This window comes from Dyadobacter sp. HNCC25DJ187 (assembly GCF_056895255.1).
On sequence record NZ_JBXHAT010000002.1, the window covers coordinates 2,428,365 to 2,454,967 of the forward strand.

General features: G+C 43.7%; 22 protein-coding genes. 7 read left to right on the forward strand and 15 right to left on the reverse strand.

The window, feature by feature from the left end; all coding sequences use genetic code 11:
* Positions 1-21: 21 nt before the first annotated feature.
* Together AC1XUE_RS21005 and AC1XUE_RS21010 are read left to right on the forward strand one after the other, a co-directional pair.
* Positions 22-3,483, forward strand: a complete 3,462-nt coding sequence (locus tag AC1XUE_RS21005) for a PVC-type heme-binding CxxCH protein (protein WP_483357948.1) — start codon at positions 22-24, stop codon at positions 3,481-3,483.
* Positions 3,484-3,531: 48 nt separating this feature from the next.
* Positions 3,532-4,278, forward strand: coding sequence for a ThuA domain-containing protein (locus tag AC1XUE_RS21010; RefSeq protein ID WP_483357949.1), 747 nt, complete (start codon positions 3,532-3,534; stop codon positions 4,276-4,278).
* 186 nt (positions 4,279-4,464) lie between these two features.
* Here AC1XUE_RS21010 and AC1XUE_RS21015 read toward each other — a convergent pair whose 3' ends face one another.
* From AC1XUE_RS21015 to AC1XUE_RS21045, 7 genes are all read right to left on the reverse strand, one after another.
* Entirely contained in the window at positions 4,465-5,874 is a 1,410-nt protein-coding gene (locus AC1XUE_RS21015; RefSeq protein WP_483358021.1) for a sulfatase family protein, read from the reverse strand.
* 46 nt (positions 5,875-5,920) lie between these two features.
* Positions 5,921-7,516: a RagB/SusD family nutrient uptake outer membrane protein gene (locus tag AC1XUE_RS21020; RefSeq protein ID WP_483357950.1), complete on the reverse strand. Its 1,596-nt coding sequence runs from the start codon at positions 7,514-7,516 to the stop codon at positions 5,921-5,923.
* Positions 7,517-7,547: 31 nt separating this feature from the next.
* Positions 7,548-10,964 carry a TonB-dependent receptor gene (locus tag AC1XUE_RS21025; protein WP_483357951.1) on the reverse strand — a complete coding sequence of 1,139 codons (3,417 nt, stop codon included), beginning with the start codon at positions 10,962-10,964 and terminating at the stop codon, positions 7,548-7,550.
* Between the two features lie 157 nt (positions 10,965-11,121).
* On the reverse strand, positions 11,122-12,108 hold the full coding sequence (locus AC1XUE_RS21030; RefSeq protein ID WP_483357952.1) for a FecR family protein: 987 nt from the start codon (positions 12,106-12,108) through the stop codon (positions 11,122-11,124).
* A gap of 102 nt (positions 12,109-12,210) precedes the next feature.
* Positions 12,211-12,780, reverse strand: a complete 570-nt coding sequence (locus tag AC1XUE_RS21035) for an RNA polymerase sigma factor (protein ID WP_483357953.1) — start codon at positions 12,778-12,780, stop codon at positions 12,211-12,213.
* 193 nt (positions 12,781-12,973) lie between these two features.
* Entirely contained in the window at positions 12,974-13,687 is a 714-nt protein-coding gene (locus tag AC1XUE_RS21040) for an outer membrane lipoprotein-sorting protein (protein WP_483357954.1), read from the reverse strand.
* A 96-nt stretch (positions 13,688-13,783) separates the two neighbouring features.
* Positions 13,784-16,333 (reverse strand): TonB-dependent receptor, encoded by a 2,550-nt coding sequence (locus tag AC1XUE_RS21045; RefSeq protein WP_483357955.1) that lies wholly within the window; start codon positions 16,331-16,333, stop codon positions 13,784-13,786.
* A gap of 250 nt (positions 16,334-16,583) precedes the next feature.
* On the opposite strand from AC1XUE_RS21045, the gene AC1XUE_RS21050 reads away from it, so the two are divergent.
* Positions 16,584-16,967, forward strand: coding sequence for a hypothetical protein (locus AC1XUE_RS21050; RefSeq protein ID WP_483357956.1), 384 nt, complete (start codon positions 16,584-16,586; stop codon positions 16,965-16,967).
* Positions 16,968-17,007: 40 nt separating this feature from the next.
* Here AC1XUE_RS21050 and AC1XUE_RS21055 read toward each other — a convergent pair whose 3' ends face one another.
* A complete protein-coding gene (locus AC1XUE_RS21055) occupies positions 17,008-17,520 on the reverse strand; it encodes a hypothetical protein (protein WP_483357957.1) in 513 nt (170 codons plus the stop codon).
* 599 nt (positions 17,521-18,119) lie between these two features.
* Between AC1XUE_RS21055 and AC1XUE_RS21060 the strand changes: the two genes are divergently transcribed.
* Positions 18,120-19,361 carry a carboxypeptidase-like regulatory domain-containing protein gene (locus AC1XUE_RS21060; protein WP_483357958.1) on the forward strand — a complete coding sequence of 414 codons (1,242 nt, stop codon included), beginning with the start codon at positions 18,120-18,122 and terminating at the stop codon, positions 19,359-19,361.
* A 4-nt stretch (positions 19,362-19,365) separates the two neighbouring features.
* Here the strand turns inward: AC1XUE_RS21060 and AC1XUE_RS21065 are convergent, their stop codons facing one another.
* From AC1XUE_RS21065 to AC1XUE_RS21090, 6 genes are read right to left on the reverse strand one after another with little or no spacing between them, the layout of a single operon-like run.
* Positions 19,366-20,049, reverse strand: coding sequence for a hypothetical protein (locus AC1XUE_RS21065; protein ID WP_483357959.1), 684 nt, complete (start codon positions 20,047-20,049; stop codon positions 19,366-19,368).
* Positions 20,046-20,378, reverse strand: coding sequence for a T9SS type A sorting domain-containing protein (locus tag AC1XUE_RS21070; protein WP_483357960.1), 333 nt, complete (start codon positions 20,376-20,378; stop codon positions 20,046-20,048). Before AC1XUE_RS21070 ends, AC1XUE_RS21065 begins: the two co-directional genes overlap by 4 nt.
* 30 nt (positions 20,379-20,408) lie before the next feature.
* Positions 20,409-21,152, reverse strand: coding sequence for a subclass B1 metallo-beta-lactamase (bla, locus tag AC1XUE_RS21075; RefSeq protein ID WP_483357961.1), 744 nt, complete (start codon positions 21,150-21,152; stop codon positions 20,409-20,411).
* A 38-nt stretch (positions 21,153-21,190) separates the two neighbouring features.
* Positions 21,191-21,916, reverse strand: a complete 726-nt coding sequence (locus AC1XUE_RS21080; RefSeq protein ID WP_483357962.1) for a tRNA threonylcarbamoyladenosine dehydratase — start codon at positions 21,914-21,916, stop codon at positions 21,191-21,193.
* A complete protein-coding gene (locus AC1XUE_RS21085; RefSeq protein ID WP_483358022.1) occupies positions 21,916-22,551 on the reverse strand; it encodes a TatD family hydrolase in 636 nt (211 codons plus the stop codon). The genes AC1XUE_RS21080 and AC1XUE_RS21085 overlap by 1 nt, the downstream gene beginning before the upstream one ends.
* Positions 22,552-22,560: 9 nt before the next feature.
* Positions 22,561-23,295, reverse strand: a complete 735-nt coding sequence (locus AC1XUE_RS21090; RefSeq protein WP_483357963.1) for a hypothetical protein — start codon at positions 23,293-23,295, stop codon at positions 22,561-22,563.
* Between the two features lie 350 nt (positions 23,296-23,645).
* On the opposite strand from AC1XUE_RS21090, the gene AC1XUE_RS21095 reads away from it, so the two are divergent.
* Positions 23,646-24,896 (forward strand): condensation domain-containing protein, encoded by a 1,251-nt coding sequence (locus tag AC1XUE_RS21095; RefSeq protein ID WP_483357964.1) that lies wholly within the window; start codon positions 23,646-23,648, stop codon positions 24,894-24,896.
* Here AC1XUE_RS21095 and AC1XUE_RS21100 read toward each other — a convergent pair.
* The gene (locus AC1XUE_RS21100; RefSeq protein WP_483357965.1) at positions 24,871-25,230 is read right to left on the reverse strand and encodes a winged helix-turn-helix transcriptional regulator; all 360 of its coding nucleotides are present in this window, start codon (positions 25,228-25,230) and stop codon (positions 24,871-24,873) included. The genes AC1XUE_RS21095 and AC1XUE_RS21100 overlap by 26 nt on opposite strands.
* Before the next feature lie 128 nt (positions 25,231-25,358).
* Between AC1XUE_RS21100 and AC1XUE_RS21105 the strand changes: the two genes are divergently transcribed.
* Together AC1XUE_RS21105 and AC1XUE_RS21110 are read left to right on the forward strand one after the other, a co-directional pair.
* Entirely contained in the window at positions 25,359-26,147 is a 789-nt protein-coding gene (locus AC1XUE_RS21105; protein WP_483357966.1) for an SDR family oxidoreductase, read from the forward strand.
* Between the two features lie 61 nt (positions 26,148-26,208).
* Positions 26,209-26,532, forward strand: coding sequence for a nuclear transport factor 2 family protein (locus AC1XUE_RS21110; protein ID WP_483357967.1), 324 nt, complete (start codon positions 26,209-26,211; stop codon positions 26,530-26,532).
* The last annotated feature ends 71 nt before the right edge of the window (positions 26,533-26,603 follow it).

Here is a 26,603-nt window from a genome sequence, read left to right on the forward strand (position 1 = left end):
CTGAAAGCCGATATCGAAAATATGAAAGCGATCAAGTTTATTTACCTGATACTTCTACTCCCCCTCATCATGCTCATGAGCTCCTCTGTTGAGCCTGAAATCAATAAAGAAGATCCCGACCCGGATGTAGAAAAAGAGCTGAAGTCCTTCAAAGTAGCCGATGGTTTTGAAGTATCACTCTGGGCAAGTGAACCGCTGGTAGCCAAGCCTATTCAAATGAACTGGGACGAACAGGGCCGCTTATGGGTCGTGAGCAGTACGGCATATCCGCATTTGAAAACGGGCGAAGAAGCCAACGATAAAATCTTTGTGATAGAAGACACGGATGGGGATGGAAAAGCAGACAAATCGACCATTTTTGCCGAAGGTCTGCTTACCCCAACGGGTATTCTTCCCGGCGACGGGGGCGTGTATGTTGCCAACTCAACTGAAATCCTGCATTTTGCTGATACCGACGGTGATGGAAAAGCAGATAAAAAAAGAAGAATCCTGAATGGCTTCGGAACAGCGGATACGCACCATTTGATCCACACATTCAGATGGGGACCGGAAGGACATCTCTATTTCAACCAGTCGATCTACATTTACAGCCACGTGGAAACGCCATTCGGCATTAAAAGGCTTGAAGGTGGTGGCGTATGGCAACTCAATACCCGTAATCTGGACATGAATGTATATGCCCGTGGACTGGTGAATCCGTGGGGATTACAGTTTGATAAATGGGGACAAACATTCCTGACTGACGGTGCAGGTGGCGAAGGTATCAATTACGCATTTCCGGGTGCCACTTTTGTGACAGCTCCCGGTGCGGCCAGAACAATCCGCGGATTGAATCCGGGGCAACCCAAACATAGTGGTCTGGATGTGATTTCGGGGAGACATTTACCGGAACAATGGCAGGGACGACTGATCACCAATGACTTCCGCGCCAACCGCATTAATAGTTTCAAACTGGAGGAACAAGGCAGCGGATATGCTTCCAAACAAATGGAGGATCTGATGTGGACGGATAACGTAGCATTCCGGCCTGTGGATATTACGGTTGGCCCGGATGGAGCCATTTACGTAGCTGACTGGTATAACCCCATTATCCAGCATGGAGAGGTGGATTTCCACGATCCCCGTCGTGATCAGGAGCATGGACGTATCTGGAAAATTACAGCGAAAAATAAGCCATTACTTAAAAAACCAAATCTTGTAAAAGCATCTGTTCCTGAATTGCTTGAAACGCTCAAACAACCTGAAGACTGGACACGCGCGCAAACGAAGCAGGTTTTGAAAGCACGTGGTGCGAAAACCGTCATTCCTGAATTACAGAAATGGGTACAGGCTCTGGACAAAAACGATGCAAATTACGAACATCAGTTGCTGGAAGCACTTTGGACTTACCAGACACTGGAAACCGTGAATGAACCTCTTTTACAAACACTATTAGCTGCCAAAAATCATAAAGCCCGTGCTGCTGCTGTACGCGCACTTTCGTTCTGGATTCCTAAAATCAGCAATGTGCAAGGCATACTAACCAAAGCTGCTGCCGACGAGCATCCACAGGTACGCCTGGAGGCTGTTATTGCGCTGAGAGGACTGAAGTCTGCTGACGCTACACGTATTGCCCTGACAGCACTGGATAAACAAATGGATGAGTTCCTTGACTTCGCCCTTTGGCAAACTGTAAGGGATTTAGAGCCTCAATGGCTGGCTAAACATAAGACTGACCCTTCTTTCCTCGGCGATAGCAAGAAGGCATCATATGCACTTAAATCGGCCGTTAGTCCCGAAGCTGTAACGCACCTGGTTCAGCTCTACCAAAAAGGAGATGTTCCGGAAGAATACCAGAAAGATGTACTCGGAGCAATAGCCAAAACAGGACAAGCGACAGAAATGAATATACTGCTTGATCTGGTTGTTCAGAAAAAAGATAAAAATGTAGCGGCGCAACTCGCAGCTCTTGAAAATGCAGCAATACAGAGAAAAATTATCCCGAATAAAAATCCGGAACGTGTTGCAGATTTTATCGGACATGAAGATGAAGCGGTGAGTCAGAGTGCTATTCGTCTGGCCGGGTTATGGAAATTATCTCAGCTGAATAACCGATTGACAACACTTGTTCAAACCGGTGATCCGGGTACGAAAAAAGCAGCATTAGCCGCTTTGTCATCTATTGATAAAGAGAAGGCTGTTAAATTGATGACTGAACTGACAGGCCCGAAAAATACGCCGGAGGTACGCGTTATTGCCGCTTCACAACTTTCCATCATTGACCCGAAAGAAGGAGCACGCATTGGTACTGACCTGATGCGCTCATTGCCAGCGGATACCGATATGGCTGAATTCTTCCTGGTATTTATTCCAAACAATGCTGCAAGTGGCGCATTGGCGGAAGCTATTGCCGCAAAAAAAATACCGGAACCTATGGCAAAAGCAGGCCGGCAGCTTGTGCAGGCAAGAGCGGGCTGGACACGCCAGAATCTGGATGAAATCATTGCTTTGAAAAAAGCGCTCGAAGCTTCGGGGGGCTCTTTACCTGCTCAGAAAATGCCTCAGGAATTGAGCGACAGAGATATTGCCGGATTAGCCAAACTGGCTCGTGAAACAGGTGATGCCGGCAAAGGGGAATTACTTTTCCGCAAGGCTGATCTGAGCTGTACTACCTGCCATGCCATCGGCGGTGCGGGGGGATTGATCGGCCCCGACCTGAGTAGCCTCGGAACCAGTTCACCTGCTGAAACCGTCATTCGTTCGTTACTCGAACCAAGCGCTTCCATCAAGGAAGGTTACGATCTGAAACGTGTTGTGAAAAAAGATGGCTCCGAATTGATGGGATATCTGGCCAGTGACGGCGCTTCGGACATCGTGATTCGTGATGTAACGGGCAAAGAAGTTTCTATTGCAAAAAGTCAGGTAGAATTGATGGAAAAAGTACCAGGCTCGCTGATGCCTCCGGGACTTACAGCCGGCCTAAGCAGGGAAGAGTTTGTCAATCTGGTGGGCTTCCTGACCAAACTGGGTGAATCAGGTGACTTCCGTGTGCCAAGCACCCGTTACGTAAGACGTTGGGAAAGCGTAGATGCTGACAAAGCCACTGCAAAAAAATTATCTTTTGAAAATCCTGTAATCGTTGGAAAGGGTGCAACTATTACCCGCCAGCCGGTATATAGCAAAGTTTCAGGTGAACTTCCGCTCGATGAACTTCCTGAAATGGAGAATGCAACCGGAAAACGTTTCAGTATTGTCAAATTTGATATTGAGGCTTTGACAAAAGGGAATGTAACACTGGCATTGAGCTCCGATGAAGGAATTACGGCCTTTGAAGGAAATAAACCGCTGAAAATTGCTGGCAATAGTATCACGGCGGCATTCACGCAAGGCGTCCATCCTATTTCACTTGTAATCGACCGCAAGGCAATCAAAGACAAGAGTCTGAAAGTTGAACTGAAGGACGTCGCCGGTTCTGCTCAGACAAGACTGGTAATGGGCCGCTGATTACGTAGAATAAATTTCTGTAAATCATATATCTGAATCTATATCAAAATGTTAAAAAAACTGCTCACCCTGTCACTGATTGTACTTGGTACTTCCGTTACTTACGCTCAGCAATTCAAAGCATTATTATTTACAAAAACGGCTGGTTTTCACCATACGGCTATTCATGAAGGCGTTGCCGGTGTAAGAAACCTGGCAGCAAGACACAATTTCAGTGTAGACTGGCAGGAAAATGCTTCGGTATTCAACGAAAAATCGCTTAAAAACTATGATGTAGTGATCTTTCTGAATACAACCGGAGATATCCTGGATAACGAACAGCAAGCAGCCTTCGAAAAATATATTCAGAGTGGAAAAGGCTGGGTGGGTGTGCATGCTGCTGCAGATACAGAATATGACTGGGCCTGGTATAACAAGCTGGTTGGAATGATGTTTCTTACCCACCCGGCGCAGCAAACGGCGTATTTGGATGTGGTCAATAGCAACTTCCCGGGCTTGGAAAGATTCCCGAAACGTATGCTTTGGACCGACGAATGGTACGAATACAAAAAACCTGCAGCGGCCAGCGATTTGAATATTCTGATCACCCTGGATGAAAAAACCTATGACCCTAAAACCAGCAAAGGCGCAGGAATGGGTAACTCTCATCCTATTGCATGGTATCATAAATACGATGGTGGCAGAGCATTTTATACCGGAATGGGACACATTGGTCTTGCCTATTCTGACCAATCTTTCCTTGATCACCTTTACGGAGGTATTTACTGGGCAGCGACAGGTAAAGGCTTGAAATAAAATATGGCCTGGACCCACTGTAGGAATTCAGGCCATAATATAAAATATACAGTTCGGCAAAGTTGTCATGCTGAGCGGACCGGGCGGTCGAAACATTATCTACGTAGTGTAAATTGCCTTCGACTCCGCTCAGGCTGACAGCAAAATCGAATTCACCTTTCCTTCAATTTTGCTTAAAACAAACAATTATTTACTGCTCGTAACACCGACAGGCCTTCTGTTTTTACCTTCCTTTTTCTGAAGATCATCTCCCAGATCTTCCCTGGCAGCCTCTGCAATTTTCTCTAATTCGGCTACGATTTCAGGGTTTTGTTCCAACACGTTATAACGTTCTCCCGGATCGCGGGCAAGATTATATAATGCTCTCGGATGTTGAAAATCCTCAGAAGTTGGTCCGGGCTGGCCATCTTTACCAGGTGCCTGGCCTTCATAAGTTCTACCCGGATGAGCAAAAATCAATTTCCAGTCGTGTTTACGAACTGCTTCCAGACTGTTTTTTCTATAGTAGTATAAGAATTCTTCTCTTGGTGTTTTTGAGTCATCTCCTTTCAATAGATCCGCAAATTCAATACCATCAATTTTCTGCTTTGGTAATTTCGCGCCGGTAAGTTTGGCTATAGTTGGCAAAATATCAATCGTTGACAAAAGCTTATTAGAAACCCTTCCTGCGGGAATCACACCAGTCCAGCGCATGATCGTCGGCTCACGTTGTCCGCCTTCAAACGACGTTCCTTTTCCTTCCCGGAAACCTCCTGATGAACCTGCGTGATCGCCATAGTTGAGCCATGGCCCATTGTCACTAGTGAATATGACCAAAGTGTTTTTATCCAGGCCCTGTGCTTTCAGTTCTTTCAGTATCTCCCCTACCGACCAGTCAAGCTCCATCAATACATCTCCAAAAATTCCTCTTTCACTTTTCCCTTTGAACTTACTCGAAGCAGCCAGCGGCACATGGGGTAACGGATGCGGTACGTATAAAAAGAATGGCTTATTCTTATGCTTTTTGATAAAACCTACCGCTTTCTCAGTAATAGTTGGCGTCAGTTCACTGGCATCATCCAGATTTTTAATTTCCTTGGCTTGCTTATTCCCATCAATCCAATGCAATGGCGGATATTTGGCGCGTTCCTGCCATGGATGCAGTGGCCACATATCATGGGAATAAGGCACGCCGTAATATTCGTCGAACCCTTGTTGTAAAGGCAGAAACTCCTGATCACTCCCTAAATGCCATTTCCCGAAAATACCTGTCGTATAGCCCTGCTCCTTTACCAACTCAGCGATTGTCTCTTCTTTAGGATTTAGTCCCTGAGCAGCTTGCGGACCAAATGCGCCTGCTACACCGACCCGGTTGGGATAACAGCCCGTCATCAACGCCGCTCTTGAAGCACTGCATACCGCCTGGGCAGCCATAAAATTAGTAAACCTTGTTCCCTCAGAGGCCAGCTTATCCAGATTGGGCGTTTTATATCCTAAGGCACCCGTTACCGAAAGATCTCCATAACCGAGATCATCAATAAAAAACAGGACGATATTCGGCTTACTTGCAGATGGCTTTGGAGCCATTGCCAACATGATGATTGCTGCACCGAGCATCAGACAAGGTACTATAAGCCCCTTCAAACGATTTATTTTATACATTTTACCAGCCTGTGTTTTGTGTTAATAATCCATTTAAATCTCTTTCCTTTTGGGGTATAGGCCACAAATAGTGACGATTTACATCAAATACCTTATTGACTGCCACCACCTGCACGGTGACGAGTGTTCCGGCTGCATTGGTATATGTAATGCCGTATATAGGGCCCGGAATTACTTTATCTGCTATTTTCCAGCGGCGAATATCGAAGAGACGCTGTCCTTCCAGAGCAAGCTCTACAGTCCTTTCCCGGCGAACAATTTCTCTGAGTTCTGCCTGAGCTGTACTGGTTACAGAAGGTTGCTTCACATCATTTCTACCATTTCGCACCGTATTGATGGCAGCAAGCACACTCGCATCGATCTGGTTCAGTTCAATCTTCGCTTCAGCATAAGTAAGTAATACTTCTGCATAACGAAGCAGTATGATGTTTATCCCGCTGTTCGCAGGGTTGGCGTAATCTTCTGCGTTGATGTATTTTTTGATATTATACCCCGTCGTGGAAGCGATATAGGTACTGCCGATTGCGTCTGCTGTGCCACTGTTGGGTTGAGGCTTAAAAGCGATTCCACTTGGTAAAATATCACCATCCAGAAAGACCGAATATTTTAATCTGTTATCCCGATTGAGATATGGCTTAGCCGGATCATATCCACTTGATGCATCGGTAATTAGTTTACCGCCCTGCGTTTCATAAGCATCAATCAGGATCTTTGTGGGTACATAGCTGCTGCCTCCGTTTCTCTGGCTGTAAGGCGCCAGAAGTTGGAAGACAGCATGCTGATAAATATCTTTAACAAACTGTTTATCGAGCAAAATTTCCTTATTATTTTCCGCTGCATAACTGAACAATTTTTCATACGATTCATAAAGCCCGTATACATTCAGCTTTATCACTTTATCAGCCGCTTCGGCAGCTTTCTGATATCTGCCGGCAAGCAAATTGGACCTTGCTGCTAATCCAAAAGCAGCACCCTGTGTTACTCTTCCCTTATCAGCAGCGGCATAGGAAACGGGGAGTAATGCAGCCGCTTCATTCAATTCCTTGTCGATGAAATCCCATATTTCCGCAACCGGCGTTCTGGTAAGCGCTCTGCCTTCTTCGATACTGATCGGAGTTGTAACGAGCGGTACATCCCCAAAGAAACCGGCAAGTTTGATGTACTGGTACGCACGCAACACTCTGGCTTCACCTTTAAGCTGATTAATCAGCGTTGCATTAGGCGAGGCAACTTTATCTACGTTTTCAAGAAAATAAGAAGCTGCCCGAATACCTTTATAGGCATTTGACCATTCCGTATAAATTTTCGAACTCGTGGCATCATACGTTCCAAGCTCAATATAGGCCTGAGTATCGAAATTCTGATTTGTGTGGGCTATATCCGTCAGTGCATCCCAGCTGAGCACATTTGTACCGTCCAGATCGTTGTACAACGCATTCACAGCCAGTTTTGCGTCATTTTCTGTCTTCCAAAATGAATTTTCGCCCAACCGGTCATTCGGAATAGTCTCTAATAAATCGCTGTCGCATGAAATGAGGCCGACCAAACCCAATACAAAAAGGAATCGAAAGATGTATTTTAGATTATATTTTTTCATTGTCATTAAAACTAAATGGTGGAGTGGATAATCAGAATTGCAAATTCAGACCAACAGTGTACAATGCTGTCTGCGGATAGTATACTGCACGCCCTGATGGCGCTTCCGGATCCAGATTCCATTCATTCAGCTTTGAAATTGTAAACAAATTGGTGGCAGAAACATACACTCTCACCTTTTTCAAACTCACTTTTTGTACCAGCTCTGCGGGCAGACTGTATGCAAGCTGGACGTTTTTCAGGCGCAGATACGAAGCGTCCAGAATCAGGCGATCGGAAGTTGCGACATTACGCAGATCGAACTTAACGGGTCGGGGGAATCGTGCATCTGTGTTTTCCGGAGTCCAGTAGTTATTGGTATAAATCTCATGCGTAAATCCTTCCTGATTGCCCATTTCGGCCAATGCACCCGCCAGACGTGTATCCACCTTTGCTGCACCCTGGAAGAGCACAGATAATTCAAAATTGCGGTAGGAGAAGTCGGAGTTAAACCCAAAAGTATAGCGGGGGAATGAGTTTCCTATATTCGTCATATCATTCGCATTGATGATACCGTCACCATTGAGATCCACATATTTGACATCACCGGGTTTTGTATTGGCTACATAGTTGGCCTTGTATTCTGCTATCTCCTGCTCCGTCTGAAACAATCCGTCGGTTTTATAACCCCAAAGTGTATTTATCGGCAGCCCCTGTTTGATGATGTAACGGGGATCAATATCTGACCCGGCGATGTAAGGTCCTGTTCCTTTCAGATCAGTAACCTTGTTTTCGTTGATGCTCAGGTTCGCTCCCAGGTTATAGCGAAAACCTGATGTTGGAGATGCTCCACGATAATTTGCACTGAATTCCCAGCCTTTATTTTCAACTGAGCCAGCATTTTGTGGAGGTGCCGTCAGTCCGATAGTTGCAGGAATATCCAGATTCAGCAGGATATCGTCAGTTTGCTTATGATAATAATCTACCGTCAAATTCAGTTTTCTCCTGAAAAATGAAGCATCTAGGCCTAGGTCAAGCTGTGTTGTAGATTCCCAACCCAAACCTGTATTAGCCAATGCATTCTGACGATAACCCTGCACAGGCAGTCCGCCAAAATTATACCCGCTTGCGGTAAGTGCTGCATAATAACTGTAAAGATCTACAGACTGATTGCCCGTGATACCCCACGATCCCCGCACTTTCAGATCATTCACCGTATTTGAGATTTTATCCCAAAATGCTTCTTTTGATATACGCCACCCGGCAGAGAAAGAAGGGAAAAAACTGTATTGCTTCTCTCCGGTAAATTTGGAAGAACCATCGTAACGTCCGTTTGCCTCAAAAAGATATTTGCCTTCGTAGTCGTAATTCACACGTCCGAAAAATGAACGAAGACTGTACACTGCATCCCGGCCTTCATTACTTTTTGTGCCATCATTTGCTCCCTGCCCTATTGACCCAATGTCATTGCTGTAAAAACGCTCACGGTAAGCGCTGAGGAACGTTTGAGTGTTGCCTATCTGAGAGTAGCCCAGCAAACCTTTGAAATTGTGTCTGCCGAGGTTGCGGTCATAGGTCAGCAAATTGTTCAAAGTATATTCTTTGAGATCATTGCGTACTTCTGTAAGGCTGTTATTGACGATGGTTCTGGTAATATTTGTAATCTTATCGGTATTGGAATAAGCATTCACATAACTTTTCTGAGATGTGAATTGTCCCCTCCCTGCAATCTGAGTCGAAAAAGTAAGCCCTTCTGCAATGTCCCAATCCGCCTTTACATAACCCGCCAGGTAGTCCGTTTTCTGCTTCGTCTGACCTCCTTTTTCGATGAACATCAATGGGTTATTACCCTGCGTGCTCAAACCATAGGTTCCGTCTGCGTATTTGGGTACCGCCCACAATGTACCATGGAAAAAATTGTTGAGAGGAGAAGTCGAATTGGTGGTCGGACTTTCATTTACGCTGTAACGGTAGTTCACATCTGCACTCACGCGGACATTTTTCGAAACATTATAGTCTGAATTCAGGCGAATTTCTCCAATCTGATTTCCAAAATTCTGTATTACGCCCTGTTGATCCTGGTAACGCACACTAAGACGCGTGCGCAATGCATCGTTTCCTCCGGCCACAGACAAACTATGATTTTGCTGGGGAGCCGTTCTGAGCATGATATCAAACCAGGTATTGGGAAGCGGGTATTTCTCACGATCGGTAGCATTCACATAAGCCTGGATTGACTCTTCGGTGAAACGGGCCGGAACAGCAGAGCCGGCATTGGTATATGCTGCTACCTGATGGCGCATATATGCCTCAAGGCCCATCATCTTCGGTATGTTATTCGACTTCTGAATGGCATAGTAACCGTGGTAGTCCACCTGCACCTTACTCCCGACAGCTCTTTTGGTGGTGATCAGTACAACGCCGTTGGTAGCGCGCGACCCATAAATAGCCGTTGAAGCAGCATCTTTAAGAATAGAAACAGATTGCACATCATCCGGATTAATGTCACTTAGCTGTTGTTCAATACCGTCGACAATAATCAGCGCGTCATTTTTGGCAAGATCATAGCCACTGGTACTACTGCTGTTGATATTGAAAGTAGTAATACCTCTGACGCGGATGGATGCATTGGACTTACCCGGCGAACCTCCTAAATCAGTAACTGTTACACCAGGCATCAAACCCTGAAATGACTGCTGTAAATTAGAAACCGGTCTTTTGGTCACGTCATCTCCGCTGATCTGGGAAACGGAGTTGGTCAGACTATTGCGTTTCTGGATTCCGTATCCTACTACCACTACCTCTTCCAGCAGGCTTGGGTCAGCTTTCAGAATGACGTCCATCTCCTGCCTGTTACCGACAGGAACTTCCAGGCTTTTGTATCCTACGAAAGAGAAAACGAGTATTCCCTGTTCAGGCGCATCGATCTGAAAATGACCATTCACGTCCGTAGAAGCACCGGATCGGGTACTTTTCACGAGTACATTTACCCCTGGCAAAGCCTCTCCTTTTTCGTCAGTCACTTTTCCTTTTATCACTATATTCGCAGACGGTGCTACGGGATTGGCAGCATCGGTCGTCGTCCGAGGCGCCGTGACTGCTTTACGAACTTTCGGTTTGATCAACACATAATTCCCCTCTATTTCGTAAGCGAGCTGGTTAGGATCAAGAATACTCACCAGAACAGATCTTACTGTCTGCTGATTTGCGCTCAGAGTGACTTTGCTTGTATTGTAGGCCACCTGAGTAGTGAACATAAATTTCACCTTACTCTGAGCCGAAAGTTGATCCAGTGCCTCAGTAAGTGACTTATTTCGAACGGAATATGTTATTTTTTGTTCCAGTAACCTCTGCCCCAAAGCAGGATCTGAAAAAGCAACCGATCCGGCTATTCCAATAACCAGTGATAATATGACCGTTAATTTCATTGCAATCAGATAGGATCGTTTGGTAAACGATATTGATTTCATACTTTTATTAAAGAGAATTAATGTGAATAATGTGTGAAAAGCATCAGGTTTCCGAGGCCCTGCGATTCACAATTGACATGCGCGTTCGATTCCGCTCCCTGTTTGCAGCAGGGAGTTTTTCATTTTCAAGGTGGGTGTTTCTGTTGCATTCGGAAGGTCAGTTGGAATAGCATCCGGCACCCGATATATGGTAATTGCTACCCGTATTGGTCAGCTGGGCTCCCATAAGCCGGGTGAGTGCTCTCAGGGTAATATCTACGGGTTCATTTCCTATCTGCGCATATACATTGCAGTTTTCCAGATTGGGATCCAGTTGTACCGTAATGGCGAACCTGCGTTCGAGGGCTCCTGCTACTTCTCTGAATGACCTGTTTCGAAAGTTGAAGCCTCCGTCGAGCCACACGATATCATCACTTCCATCCCAATTGCCTTTTTCAAAAACACCGGTCTTTTCTACATAGCTGACCTGCTCACGGGCTGTAAGCAATACAGGTTTTTCTACCTTACTCTTGCTATCATTTACCTGAACCTTGCCCGTTACCACAGATACCTGCTGCTTTGTATCGCCAGGATATGACCTCAAATTAAAGCTGGTGCCAAGTACCTGTACGCGAAGAGCAGATGTACGGACTAAAAATGGCTGAGCCGGGTTTTTCACAACTTCAAAGTAGCCTTCTCCTTTCAGCATTACTTCTCTGCTATTCCCTCTGAATTTATCCGGATATTTCAATGTGCTTCCTGCGTTCAACAGCACACGGGTGCCATCTGCCAACACAATTTTAGAAGTCTTGCCAGGCGCTACATGTACTTCACTATACTGTACAGGATCCGCCAGTTGAAGTAAATCATTTCGATACAGGTAAGCCCAAACGGATGCTCCGAGTAATAGCACAATGGATGCGGCTCTCAGCAACATTCGGAATTGTGTTATGCGAATGATTTTCTGCTGACTTTCTCTATGTATTTGGCTATTGATGTGTTCAAAGAGCTGTTTCCCGAAGTGTTCAGTTTCCTCCGCAGACTCTTCGGGCAAAGATTTACTCTCAAACAAATCGTCGTACCGTTTCAGAAAGTCGTTTTCTTCAGGCGTGGTTCTCTCCGAGAGAAATCTCCTAATCAGAATTGTAAATGATTTTCGATTCATTAACTTTTAGTCTATATACTAACTAGTCAATATTAAATGAAAATGTCCTACGCAGGTATGAAAAAAAGTTGGTTTTATTAAAATGGAAGCGAGAAGTATGGGCTATTTCAGATAGGCAGGTAGTACTACAGCCATTGCAAACAGAATCTCTTTGATAGAATCAGTCGCCTTGATAAGCTGATTCTGTACGGTCTTCTGGCTAATATTCAGCTTTTCAGCAATTTCTCTTGTAGATAGTCCATCCACATAGCGCAGATCAAACACCTGTCTTCTTTTCAGCGGCATTTTGTAGAGCAGGGCATTGAGCTGCTCCTGCAATTCTCCGTATAATATTTGCTGATCCGCCTGATCAGACGCCACATCCAGAAAAGCCAGATACTGGAAATAAGTATCATTTACTTTTCGTGAAGCAATAAGATTGTAAACTTTATAACGGACGGCAGTCTGCAAATAGGCACGAAGATTATCAATAGCCAAGGTCGCGCGCTGATCCCATAACTTCACAAATACATCCTGAACCACATCGCCGGCCTGCTCTTTGTCGCCGAGCCGCTTCCAGGCAGTATCATGTAAAAGCTTCCAGTAGGTCTGGTAGATTTCAGCAAATGCCCGCTCATCGCTTTGAGCCAAAGCGGACAAGAGATGTTGATCATATACAATTGATGATGTCAAAACAGAAAAATTAGTAGAACAAAATTATATAATCTATTTAATAGATAGATTATATAATTTAAAATTCTGTTACTAAAATCTCAGTCTGCATAAATAGTATATAATAAAAAAAGCGTTTCTGATGCCCTAATATAAGGACATCAGAAACGCTTAGAAAATAACAATGAATTCAAACTGGTGCAACCAGCAGTTACTACTTGCCTGGCTTCTTGAAAATAGATTCATCTACCGGGCTATTCACTACAACTTTATTGGTAATGAATGAAATTACGCCCTGCGGACTGGTAATATCCATGGTTTTGGCAAACTTGATGCCGTCTGTGTCCTTATAGTCAGAGAATGAGATTTCACCTTGCTGCCCGGCCATATCGACTTTCACCTTGCTGATCAGATAAGTTTGTGCATCGATCCACTCGTCAATAACCTGGCCATCTTTGCTGGTTAGCTTCAAGTGGAAAGCATCTTTTTTATCCACTTTTTCCGTACCTACTAACTCTACTTTATATCCTTTCCCTTTGTAATCTACCAGACCACCGAAAGGATCAAGCTGACTTACTGTTTGCTTCACTACATCTGCCGGCATATCTTCTGGCTCACCGGTTCCGCCCATCATTGTCGGGCGAATCATCCATCCTGTATTACCATCAAGCACCTGTATCATCGTGTTGCCCATCACAGTAGATTCACTTCTAACAGCCTTCCCTACTACCAAAAGTGTTTTGGTAGGTATTTCCATACCATTTACAGCAAGTGAGCGCTCTGATATGATAGTCTTTACACTTTTGAGTTTATCGGTGCCGCCCAATGCCGCCGTGTGTTTTTCTGCAATTTCGTCTACAGTTTGTGCGTAGCTTCCTAAAGAAATCATGGTGGCTGCCACCGCTAAAAAAAGTTTGTTTGTCTTCATTTCGATCATTGATTTGAGGTTTAATTAGTTAGTCGCTTAAAGTTTATTTCTGCTAAAAAAGTAATTATTAATCGTTTATCAATTTTTCAGCGTGAATTAGCGTGGCTGACTTCCACCCGGAGTTCCTCCTGACTGTTGCTGTCCGCCTTCACTTTTCACATCATCGTTGTTTACACCTTTCGCTTTCCTCTTCGGTGCATCCATAGTCATTTTACCGATCTTGTATGTAAAGGTTGCACGCACACCTCTGTTGTACAAATAAATATCGTTTACCTGATTAAACTGAGAAGAATTTAATTCGGTATGAATATTGAAACGCTTGTTCAGAAAGTTTTCAGCTGCAATTCCCACACTTCCTTTTTTATTCTTGAAATCCTTTTTAACTCCGACTGTGTAAAACCCAAATCCTCCCTGCATACCTTGTAATTGTACCTGGCTTCCCTGCAAAAACCCGAATGCCTGCGCTCCCCAGCCATTTTTGAATGTAGCCTGAGAAAATACCCCACCGCTCACGTTCCAACCTGAATTACTGATTTCTTCCGACAAACCGCTTTCTCCAATGGCCTGTCCTTTCATGATCGAATAAAAGATGTTACTAAACAATCCCACACTGATTTTGGAAGTAGCTGCCACGTTCGCAAAAATGTTGGCTCCGTAAGCATGCTGTTTACCCACGTTTTCAAAGGTCGTTACAATTGCACCTGCAAGTGAATCGGATGGCTGGCGCACCTGTGATATGGCGTTATTGGTAGCCCTACCAAAGAAAGTAGCGTTGATATAAGTCTTTTTAATGTTTTTACTCACGCCCAGCTCAAAGTTATTGGTAAGCTCAGGACGCAGTTCCGGATTTCCAATCGTAATGTTCTGAGGGTTGGCCGAATTGAAGTTGGGGTTCAGCTGGGCTAGTCCCGGACGTTGAATCCTTCTGTTGTAACCCAGTTTCAGTGTCGTTCCTTTGATGGTTTTAGAAGCATTTATACTAGGGACCAACACACCATAATTACCGACCCCTACTGTTCCTGTTTCAGTACTCGCATCGATGAAGGTATGCTCGTAACGTAACCCTCCTTTGAATGTATATCGGCTTTTCGTAGTGTAGGTATAAGACGAATAACCTGCTGCAATATTCTGGTTGTAGGTAAGCGCTCCCGAAGGCTGATCCGTTTCCGTTACAAAATCACCTGTTCTGCCAGCTGTCAGGAATTTGAAATCACTATTCACTTCTCTGAAAATACCTTTCGCACCGAATTCCAGAAGCTGATTTTTCTTAATCGGTGTCTGGTAATCAGTCTGGAATGTAAACTCCTGATTGATATTTTTATTCAGGTTACGCTGGCGGCTTGTCAGCTCACCGCTTCCGTTCATCAGATTGGCGTCAAAATTATTGGAAAGATCGTTTCGGCTATACAGTGTAGAAATACTCCACTCCTGCTGTGGCTTGAAAGTACGAAGGTAATCCAGATTCACATCTACTGTTCCTGATAGATTCCTTGCATCTACAAAACGACTGGAAGTGGACGTATTCTCATTATTTGTATAAAGCTTTGTTATCAGATCCTGTTCGCTGATCATGTTCCTGACACCATAGCGAACGCCTGCTGTGATACTCTGGTTTTTGGCCAAATCATAATCAAAACCGATATTATACTGTCCGAACAATCCACGACTGTCGCCATCTCCTGCCTGGCTGGTACGGGTGGCTATTCCGTTAGCAATGCTGGTCTGTTCCAGATTCGTTTTGGTAATTGTATTATAGGATCCACGTCCGAAACCACCAATCGTAAAACCGGCTTTACCCTTACGGTATCCGCCGTTGAGCGACAACATAGAGCCGCGATTACCTACTCCGGCGTCCACGTTCAGGTTCAATCCCTGCAAGCTGTTCTTTTTTGTAATAATATTGATGATACCACCTGAACCCTCAGCGTCATATTTTGCAGATGGACTTGTAATGACCTCAACCGTTTTGATCTGATCGGCAGGAATTTGTTTCAAAGCATCGGAAACACTGCTGGCAATGATCGTACTTGGTTTGTTATTGATCAGAACCCGTATATTATTACTTCCTCTTAGTGAAACATTCCCGTCCAGATCGACCGTAAGTAAAGGCACTTTTCTCAAAATGTCCGTTGCATCACCGCCTTTTGCCGTAATATCCTTTTCAGCATTGTATACCAGGCGATCTACCTTTTCTTCTATCAATGCAGCTTGCCCGGTTACCGTTACTTCTTCAAGCGTTTTTGTGTTCGATGAAAGTTTGATAACACCCAGATCCAGGTCCTGTCCTTTGCCAAGCGTTATGTTGTCAACTGTTTTATTGCCATATCCGATAAATGAAATCAGCAAACGGTAGTCGCCTTCAAGGATTTTTGTCAATGTAAACTTCCCTTTTTCATCAGCTACAGTTCCATCCACCGCCTGACCTGTTTTCTTATTGTAAAGTGCTACACTGGCAAATTCAATGGCTTTTGCTGATGTTGAATCTAAAATTGATCCGGAAATTTTAGAATTTCCTTTGGGAGTCTGATCTCCGGCGGTACCGGGAAGTGCTTTTGGAGTTGCAGCTCCTCCCATGGGAAACTGGGCTGATACAGGCATAAAAGAGCCTGCAATGAAAAGAAAAATGAAGAATGTAAATTTATGCATGGTGTTGGTAGTTTCCGATTACACTACAAATGTGCAGGTTAAACTACTGTCCCATCAAGAATTTATGATGAAGGGATTATTAAAAAGGATGAACGAATGATTTTACCAGATGGGCAGAAATTTGAGTCAGGTAGTACAAAGGAGTACCGAATAGAGCTATAGAGAGGATCAAACGAGACAAATCCTGACCAATACAACCAAACAAAGGTATTTGTTGTCTGAGATTTAAAACAACCATTCTATCATTGTCATGAAATATGTTTACAGCTGCCTTATTGCATTAATTATAGCAGGTTCTTGTAAGGATAAAGCGCCGGAGGTATCTGCCATTGAAGCTTGCGGTGTAAAAGATCCTATTCACAACCTGGATTGGTTAAAAAACAAAATTGACACAGCTAAGACGAATAAGACAGATCAAATGCTGAGTGTTGTCATGGTGACTGTCGACGGTAAACAAATCATAAACTACCGTCTGTCCTATATGGCCTGTATTGCCTGCTACGGATTCAACTGCGATGGTTCTCCTTTTGATATGTCTAAATTAACGGAGGAGCAGTTAATCAAGTATTCTCAGGAAACCAGCGGTGTAAGTGGTAACAGAATTGTCCTGTGGCCGGAACAGAAAACCCAATAAAAGCAAAAAGAGGATCTTTTCAGATCCTCTCTCATATTTATCATGCATAAATGCCTGGGCGTTGAAGGTGGCCTGGCTGCCAGCTACTATCTCTTCGGCGCAATACTTTGGCTACATTTAAAACTTCCTGATTACGTGCCTCACGGATATCGGCCGGATCCTGGCTATGAAAATATTGTCCGATGATTTCCCATTCAAATGTATCCTGCATTTCATCATAAATGCCAACCGGAATTCGATTTCCATCTGTCATTAAACTTGCCAAAACAGACTGTGCTTCATCCTGTGTTGAACAGCCCACGTGCTGGTACTGCGCATTAAGCGTATACAACACGGAATATCTGTTTTTACCAAAATCGGCTGAATTTGAATGGTTGGCTTTCTCGTGTATATGCCCTGATTCTAACAATCCTGTTCCCATCGGAGCCCATGGTTTGGATAATACTCCGAATACCTCTGCATATTTTGCGCTGTAAGCTGAAAAAAGATTTCCAATCGAATTCCTTAATCCTGTAAGTGGTGTTGTGCTCATTTGTTTTTTTATCTGTATCATAGTTTTTTCTTTTCTTCAAAATGGTTTGCTACAATCTGATAACTGAAGTGTGATCTACTATACTGTGGATGTATGATGTATTATTAAAGTACAACATCTTCCTCTTTACCTACATGATCATCACCAAAATTTCCGCACGATAAACCATTATTAACACTTCTTTAAATAATTATTATGAATTTATTATTAATGAATTTCAACAAACAGAAAAAACTGAAGAAGTATTCATTTTTATTTATTGTCTATCAATCGATTACAAAACAAACAGATTAAACACTCAGTTCAAAAAAATCCTAAATTGTTAGCTTCATTGATTAGAATAATACAATTTATAAAAAAGTAAAACTCTATACTATTTACATAAAATCGTATCCTATTCTTTCCCTCAACACAATACATCTGATACGAAATATTGGAATAACACCAAAAAACCACTTTTAATACTGTTTGTTCCTATGTAATAGGATTTCATAAAAAATGAATCCTATTTATCAGTAAGCATTCATACTAGAATGACTTAATAACCTTTATTTAATCAACTAATTTTTTAGTTATATAAAGAAATTTGATAGCTTTGCAGCTCACCATTTAACCATTCTATGATAATCCGGATACTGCTTCTCTCAACATCGTTGTGGTTCTATGCGATAGCGTCGTTTGCGCAGAACCGACAAATTGCAGGAAGAGCTCTGGATGGCATGACAGATCAGCCCATTGAGCTGGTGAATATTTTTATTACCAATACCACCTATGGTACAACAACTGATAAAGAAGGGAATTTCAGTTTGATCTTGCCAAACGGCCATTATGAAATAGTAGTATCTATGGTTGGTTATGAGCCTATTGTGCATCCTGTTACATTATCATCCAATGATACCAAACAGCCTCCACTTATTGTCTTCAAACTTTCGCCTTCACAAACGGAGCTTAATACTGTATCAGTAAAGACTAAAAGAGATCAGGCATGGTATACCAATCTTGAATTGTTTAAGGAAGGATTTATAGGGAGAAGTGAAATTGCGGCAAAGTGTAAACTGGTTAACCCCGAAACCCTTATTATTGTTTATGATGAAAATGATAATACGCTGAAGGTGAATGCAACGGATTTGTTGATCATTGAGAACCCTGAACTCGGTTTTCGGATATCTTATCTATTGATCGAATACAACTACGATTACAGCTCCAAATACCTGACCTACCTGGGTTATCCTTTGTTCGAACCTATGAAAGGCAGTAAAAGCCGGGAAAAGAAATGGCAAAAAAACAGGCTGAAAGCGTATAATGGCTCGGCCATGCATTTTGTGAGAGCTTTGCGAAAAGAACAACTGGAAGAGGAAGGCTTTAACCTTAGAAGACTCATCAGAACCCCCAATCCGCAACGCCCCACGGAAGAACAACTACAGGAAGCCAGAAAACAACTGGCTATTATGGAAACAAATACACCGATCAATGATGAACACCCTCTCGGCAAAATTTTATCCAAAGCGGGCCTACCCAAGGTGATTGAAAAACTGGATACGACCCGTGTGCCCTACGCTCAATATCTTTTGAAAAGTGGGAACAAAACAATACAACTCTCATTCGATGGCTTTTTCCAGATTGTATACACAGGTGAAAAAGAAGAGCCGGCTTATGTTGCATCAGAAAGTATGTTCAGAAAAAGGCAACCGACTTTTCAAACTTCGGTTATTTCCATGAAGCAGGAAAAAGTAGTACTGGATGAATCTGGTAGTCTTGCAGAACCATTGGCACTTACCTTTGAGGGATACTGGGGATGGGAGAAAACAGGGGATATGTTGCCGCTGGATTATCAGCCCGGTCCCGCTACAAAAGGCAACTGATATTTTATAACTTAAAACCTATTTCCAAAGCAAGTACATCAAATTTCTCGGATGTACTCTTTCCAAGATCACCTTTAAGTTTATTCAGTAGTCCCACTTCATACCGTAAGTTTAGCATAAGCTTATTCAGGCGGTAAGTCAATTCCAGCGGCACTACAGGATTTACTCTTTTATAATGTTTTGCCGCCGACAAACCTCCTTTCGTCACCGTACCGTAATACCCTTCTGCGTCGGGCAATCGAATCAGGGAAACAGCCATTACGTGCGCTGCTATTCCGGCGCCTACGGTAAATTGGCTGGCGAGTTCGTAATGTGCAACGATCCCGGGGTTCACAGTGTAGTCCGAAGACCATGCCTGATAATAGCCCATTGAGTTACCTACAGGGTCTCTTAGAGCCACAGGATCATCCCAATAAGTCAGTTTTGAAAGATTCAGATACGGCTTCAAATAGAAATTATTTGCAACCGGGGCCCACGCCGCAACACCAACTCCAACGCCTCCTATGAGCAGCTTGGGAGATGTATCTTTATTATAACCAAGAACCGGAAAAACTGACTTTTCAGAATCTCCCGTTGGTATATAGCAGTTCACCGAGGCATTGATATACCAATCTATACCAGCACGCTGAGCCTTTACCTCGCCAAGAGTAAAAACAAGGAGTGCAACAAATAACAACTTACGTATCATATCTTAAAGAATTTGTTAGTGTATGTAACTGAGTCCATCTTCAGAACTACTACATATTTGCCTGCTGACTTACTGCTTAAATCCAAAGCAATACTATTACGGGCTGCTCCCGCAGGGACACTTTCTTCAAAGAATGAATTGGCTTCAGGATCAAAAACTTCGATGTGGTAGGCACTTTGATTTACATTGCGAACATGAATATGTATGATATTGCCAGCCGGTGTAGGATATGGCATAACAATATCTACTTCATTCGGTTCTACATCAGGAACTTTACTACATCCTGACCCAATCGCCAGAAGTAATAAAAGAGGAAAAATGTACTTCATATTGTTGAGTAAAAAAATTAAAACACTTAACTACTTCTTCTCAAAAAGCTCAATTGTATAATCCAGCAACTTGATATTCCCCGTTTTACCGTGACCCGGAATCACCACTTTTGTATCAGGATATTTCTCTTTCACTTTGGCAACGGTAGCCGGCCACTCATTCACATTCGAATCTCCCAGATATCCTTTTCCGGCTTTCAGTTCCTTGATCAGACATCCGCCAAACATCGCCTTCTCAGCCGGAAAATAACCAATCACATTATCCCGTGTATGCCCTTCTCCATTGAATTCTACAATAACCTTTTCTTGCCCTACGGGTATTTCCAACAATCCGTTAAAGCTTTTCTGAGGCGTGGGATAATTGTTTTTTTGAGTCAGTTCAATGGTCAGCCCGGAACCATAAGAAGGAATTTGATGCTGATGAAAAGCGGCCAATCCACCTACACAATCTTCATGAAAATGCGTGGCAACAACTCCGACAACCTTGCATTTTAACGTTTTTTCAATCCAGCCAATCAATTCTTCTGAAGCCTTATCGTTTGTAGGCGTATCAAAAATTACCGCTTCGCCATGGTCCACAACGATCATTCCATTGCAGGGAACATTGCCAAAACTATCTGTTTGCAGAAAACTGGTGTGCTGGTACACCCGCTCTTTCACTTTCCTGACTATTAAATCTTTGGAAGTATACCGCTGTGCGATCACCTGCGCAGAATGACAAAAGGAAATGATCAGTAAGAAAATGAGACAAACTGCTGATTTTTTCAAAAACATAAGAGCTCTGAATTCGCTATTAAATAAATATCCGATGATTAATCTGCTATCAGGTCACGGATCACAACCGATGCACATACTGCTCCAAAAGTGGCCGGCAAATAGGACATTGTTCCGTACGCCGACTTTTTATAGTTACTTCCGTCAGTCAGAATGAGTGATTCTTTCAACTGTTCTTCCGTTGAGAATACCGCTTTAATCCCCTTATATATGCCTTCCTTCTTCAGGTTCTTCCGTACCTGCTGCGCAAAATTGCAATTATACGTTTTTGAGATGTCCACCACTTTCAGTTGAGTTGGATCCATTCGTCCTCCTGCTCCCATAGAACTCACAATACGCATGTTACGCTGGTAAGCTTCTTTCAGAAATGTAATTTTAGGAGTAACGCTATCAATGGCATCTACGATATGATCATAGTGATGAGCAGACAATATCTCAGCTACTGCTTCCGGATTGATAAAGGTTTTGATCACATGCAGCTGCAGTTCCGGATTAATCGCCCTTAGTCTTTCCGCCATGATATCGGCCTTGCTCACGCCGTGGTTGGTGGACAGAGCCGGTAACTGCCGGTTTCGGTTTGTCGGATCCACAGTATCGCCATCCACGATCGTCATCGTTCCGACACCATTTCTGCACACAAACTCTGCTACAAACGAACCAACGCCCCCAAGACCGATCACCAGCACATGCGCCTTACTCAGTTTGACCAGGCTTTCCCTTCCTATCAATAATTCTGTTCTGGATAACCAGGAGAAATCTTCCATTATAGACCGAATACGTGTGAAAAGTTTTTTTCCAACTGCAAAACAATCTCTTTTTCAGGAATACTCTTCACTTCTGCAGCTATTTTATATATCTCTGTTACGTCAATTTCCATATCATCTGTCTCCAGAAAAACCTGCTCCAGGGGAGTCTTGCGAAACGCATCGCGAATGGCCGGCTGACTGCTTAACAGAGATTTACCGAAGGAAAGATAATAGCCCGATTTCACAACAGACTCTATATGAGTCCATTTATTATTAACACCATGAAAAATCACGGGAACAGACACGTGCTTCAATTGCGCCAGCACCTCATTAAATGCTCTTACACAATGGATGATAAGTGGTTTTTGTAACTCATCAGCGAGCTGAATTTGAGCTTGAAAAGCACGAAGCTGCAAATTCCAGTCAGCCGCTGTCAGCTTATCCAATCCGCACTCTCCTATCGCCAGTACCTCAGAACGGGAAGCATTCCTTTTCAGATCTAAAAATTGCTGTTCAATATCATTGATAAACCAGGGATGTAACCCCATACTTACCGGGTTCCCCATTGTTTCCCTATGAAAGTCATCATGAATATTTTGGATGCACAACGCACTCGTTTCATGTGCTGAATGTGTATGGATATTGTAATACACTTTCAAAAATTACTTGTAGTGATAATGATAGACATATGTAATGCCATTACTCTCCAGACATTTTGCCGGCAGCCCCTTATCGGTATAGGTAAACTTTCTTTCCCACAGCAACTGCTTCTTCGCATCAAAAGCCTTTACAGGGTTGTTTGGCCCTTCGAAAGCAGAACCAGCATATATACCCTTGTTCAGATATAGCGGGTTGGGGTGATCATCATATTCGTAGTGTGTTACACCTCCATTGACAGTATCCGGCGTTCTTTCTTCAATCAGATTGCCTTTATTATCATACTTCTGATAATGTACGCGAGAGGTAGCAGCCCCATCCTGAAAGTAACGTTTGATCACTTCCCCTTCCTTATATTCAAATTCGACAGAAGTTTTGGCAAGAAGAATCTTACTAATCCGCTCCTGCGTATCATACTCCATCCTACTTAGCGATTTTTCATAAGTACCGGCGGGATCACACATCGCGGTAGCCAAACTTGAATAGAGTGCCTTCATAGCATTTTCTTCCACCTGAATTCTGCCAGCCTCATACCCATAACTGATAATTCCATACGGTGTATCGCATGAACCAAACTGATTTTGTTTTACCAACAAACCATTCTGGTACTCATAACTCGTATGTACTTTCCCATCTACTGTAATCTGATAAAGCGCCCCATCAGGAAAAGCAGGATCGGGTGCATCTTTTTTACATGAAATGAATAGCACAACAAACAGAAGAACGAATGATCGTTTCATACCGGGTGGATTTTGAATAAAAAGTTAATGATGTTGTAACGAATTCGTTCCGGGTGCTGCTTGAACGGAAACTGCTAAGTTAAAAAATTGGCAAGGAATTCACAAAGCAAGCTATAACCAATAGGATGCCTCAAATTGAAGCCACTATTCAAACTTCCGTTATTGTGATTTTTATAGTTCGACTTTGAAAGCACGTAGTCGTATCAATTCAATCGTAGTATGCGAATGGCAAAATGTACATTACCGATCAACTTTCGTCCATTCTCTCCCGCGTTTGAGTCCACCAATTTTGCATTCAGTTTAAGGGACGCGGCCTGATGCCGCTCCTGTCATCATAACTCAATGCAAAAATGAAAAGACAACAGAACCGCACGTTAGGTGCATTCGAAAAAGCCTTTTGGCTACTGGATCAGATCGATTCAAAAGATTTTTGTCTGGCTGCTGACATCTTGGGAACACAACCCGTTGAAAATTGGCGGAAGGCCATTGATATGGCACAACAACGCCATCCGAACCTTTCGGTAAGAGTTGTACTGGATGAACTCTCCCGGCCCACATTGCAACATGACGAAAACCTGCACATTCCGCTCAGAGTAGTGCATGCCGAGACGGATTATCGCTGGGAACAGGAAGTAGAGAAAGAGCTTGCTGTGAGATTTAACACAGAAGAAGGCCCACTATTAAGGGTTGTTTTAGTTCAAAAAACAGATTGCACCGTCCTGATACTGGCTGCAAACCACACCGTGGCAGATGGCACATCACTAAGCTATTTGACGCGGGATATCTTGCTGGCGGTTACAGGAAAAGAGCTTGAACCGATGGAACCGCAGGTGTCCAACGATGAAACACTCGATTTGCCGGAAGATCTGCCTGCACAGATCGTTGACCAGGTTTTGGAACTGAAAATGAAGATGGATGTAGTTAACCCTTTGGTTTTATCGCACCGCTTTTCCGAAAGCACAACGCGCAACATCCTCGAACGCGCCAGACAGGAAAATACGAGTGTGCACGGTGCCATTTGCGCGGCTGTTTTTATAGCATCCAGGAAAATACGCCCGGAATGGGACGAGAGGAGAATGGAGTTGGTTTCGCCCATTTGTACCAGAGGCGCGCTGAACCTGGACGATAACTTTGGCCTGAACATTACCACACAATCCGTATTTTTTGAACAGCAGCGGCATTTATCCTTTTGGGATTTGGCAAAATTGGCGAAGGCTGGCCTGGGCGGGACCAGTTCCGCTGAATATACGACTGGCTACTTGTCGTTTTTCCGGGACCTTGTCTTCGGCCACAATGATATGCAGCAAATGCTGGATGCTTTGAAACAAGCATTTAACCATCACATTATGGTTACTAATCTGGTCAGGGTGAGATACAAAACAGATTTCGGATTATTGAAACTGCAAGCGCTTTATGGCCCGATGGTGCGCTCGGGCAAAGGAATGGAACAGACGATCGGTGCATTAACAACCAACGGCACGCTCTGCCTGACCAATACGAGCGACACGCCGATTCCTGGCTTACTTATAGAAATGGAGCAGATCCTGGAAAAAGCTTGTGAGGAAAATGTGGCTACTAAGGTAGTATGTTCTTTTCGATAAGCGTCCGCAAACGCTGATCATGCGCATCGCCCCACTGCCCGATGGCGCCGATGACCGGAATCAATGATTTGCCGAAATCGGTGAGGTAATACTCCACTTTGGGCGGGACGACGGGATAGATAATCTTTCCAACGAGCTCATGATTTTCGAGTTCTTTTAATTGCACATTCAACACCCGGCGGGAGGCACCCGGAATTTTCCGTTGCAGCTCGCTGGGGCGTTGATGGCCTTCATTAATAAACCACAAAAGCCGCATCTTCCATTTGCCGTAAAGCACTTCACCGATCAGGTCGAGCCCGCAATTCAGGTCAGGCATTGTCTTTCTTTCGTACATAGTGCAAATATAAACATATGCTTTCAGCGGTTCAATAGGGATAAATTTATCCCTATCTGAATCGTAAATCCGTACTTGTCAACGAGTAACATAGTACTGAAATTTGTCCTACACAAATCAATAAGGACATGGATTTTAATTTTGAAAATGAACTGAAAGACAAAATTGCTCTGGTAACCGGCGGCAGCAAAGGAGCCGGCAAAGCCATTGCCGAACGTATTTTGAAAGCAGGCGCAACGGTGATCATTACAGCCAGAAACAAACCCGAAGAGGAAAACGACGACGTTCATTTTATAGCCGCGGATTTAAGCAAACCGGAAGGAACACAGAAAGTGGTAGACGAAGTTATTGAAAAATTTAGGCGACTGGATATTCTGGTCAATAATATAGGCGGATCGGAAACGCCTGCAGGTGGTTTTGCAGTACTTTCTGATGAAGACTGGGACTCATCCTTTCAAACCAATCTGCTGGCACCCGTGCGGCTGGACCGTGGCTTTTTGCCCGGCATGATCAACCGGCACGAAGGTGTCATTATCCACATTGCATCCATTCAGGCAAAGTTGCCACTGTACGATTCCACGCTTCCCTATGCAGCGGCAAAAGCAGCTTTGGTTAATTACAGTAAAAGCCTATCCAATGAAGTGGCCCCAAAAGGCGTGCGTGTACTGACAGTTTCGCCAGGCTGGATAATGACCACAGCATCGGCCAGAATGATGGAACGGATTGCCGAGAGTTCGGACATCACAGCAGAACAGGCCGCGGAAGGTGTCATGAATGCACTGGGCGGCATTCCGTTTGGCAGACCGGCCTGGCCGGCAGAAGTTGCCGAGCTGGTTGGCTTCCTGGCTTCGCCAAGAGCGGCTTATCTCACCGGCACTGAATATGTAATCGATGGCGGCACAATCCCGACTGTGTAGTGAATACATCAATATTTTATTTTTATAACAACTATTTTTTTAACATAAACATTCATATATCATGAAACTTCCGGAAAACATAGAAGGCTTTATTAAAGCGCAAAATGACTTAGACAGCACAGTATTTGCGAATTACTTCACAGAACACGCAACCGTTTCTGACGAAGGTTCGTCCTACTTAGGTAGGGAGGAAATTAAAGGGTGGATTCAAGAAGCCATGGAAAAGTATAACATGCAAGTGACACCCATTGATTTCACGCAAACCGGCTCAAAAGGAACGCTTACCGTGGAAGCTAGCGGCACATTTCCGGGTAGTCCGGCGGTGATGAATTACCATCTTGAATTGGACGGTACTTCGATCTGTTCTTTGAAGATTACAGACTAGTAAATTAGTATTCAAATTCGCAGGAATGCTTTGAGACAATCTGCAACAAGCGTTCCTGTGAATCTTTTATA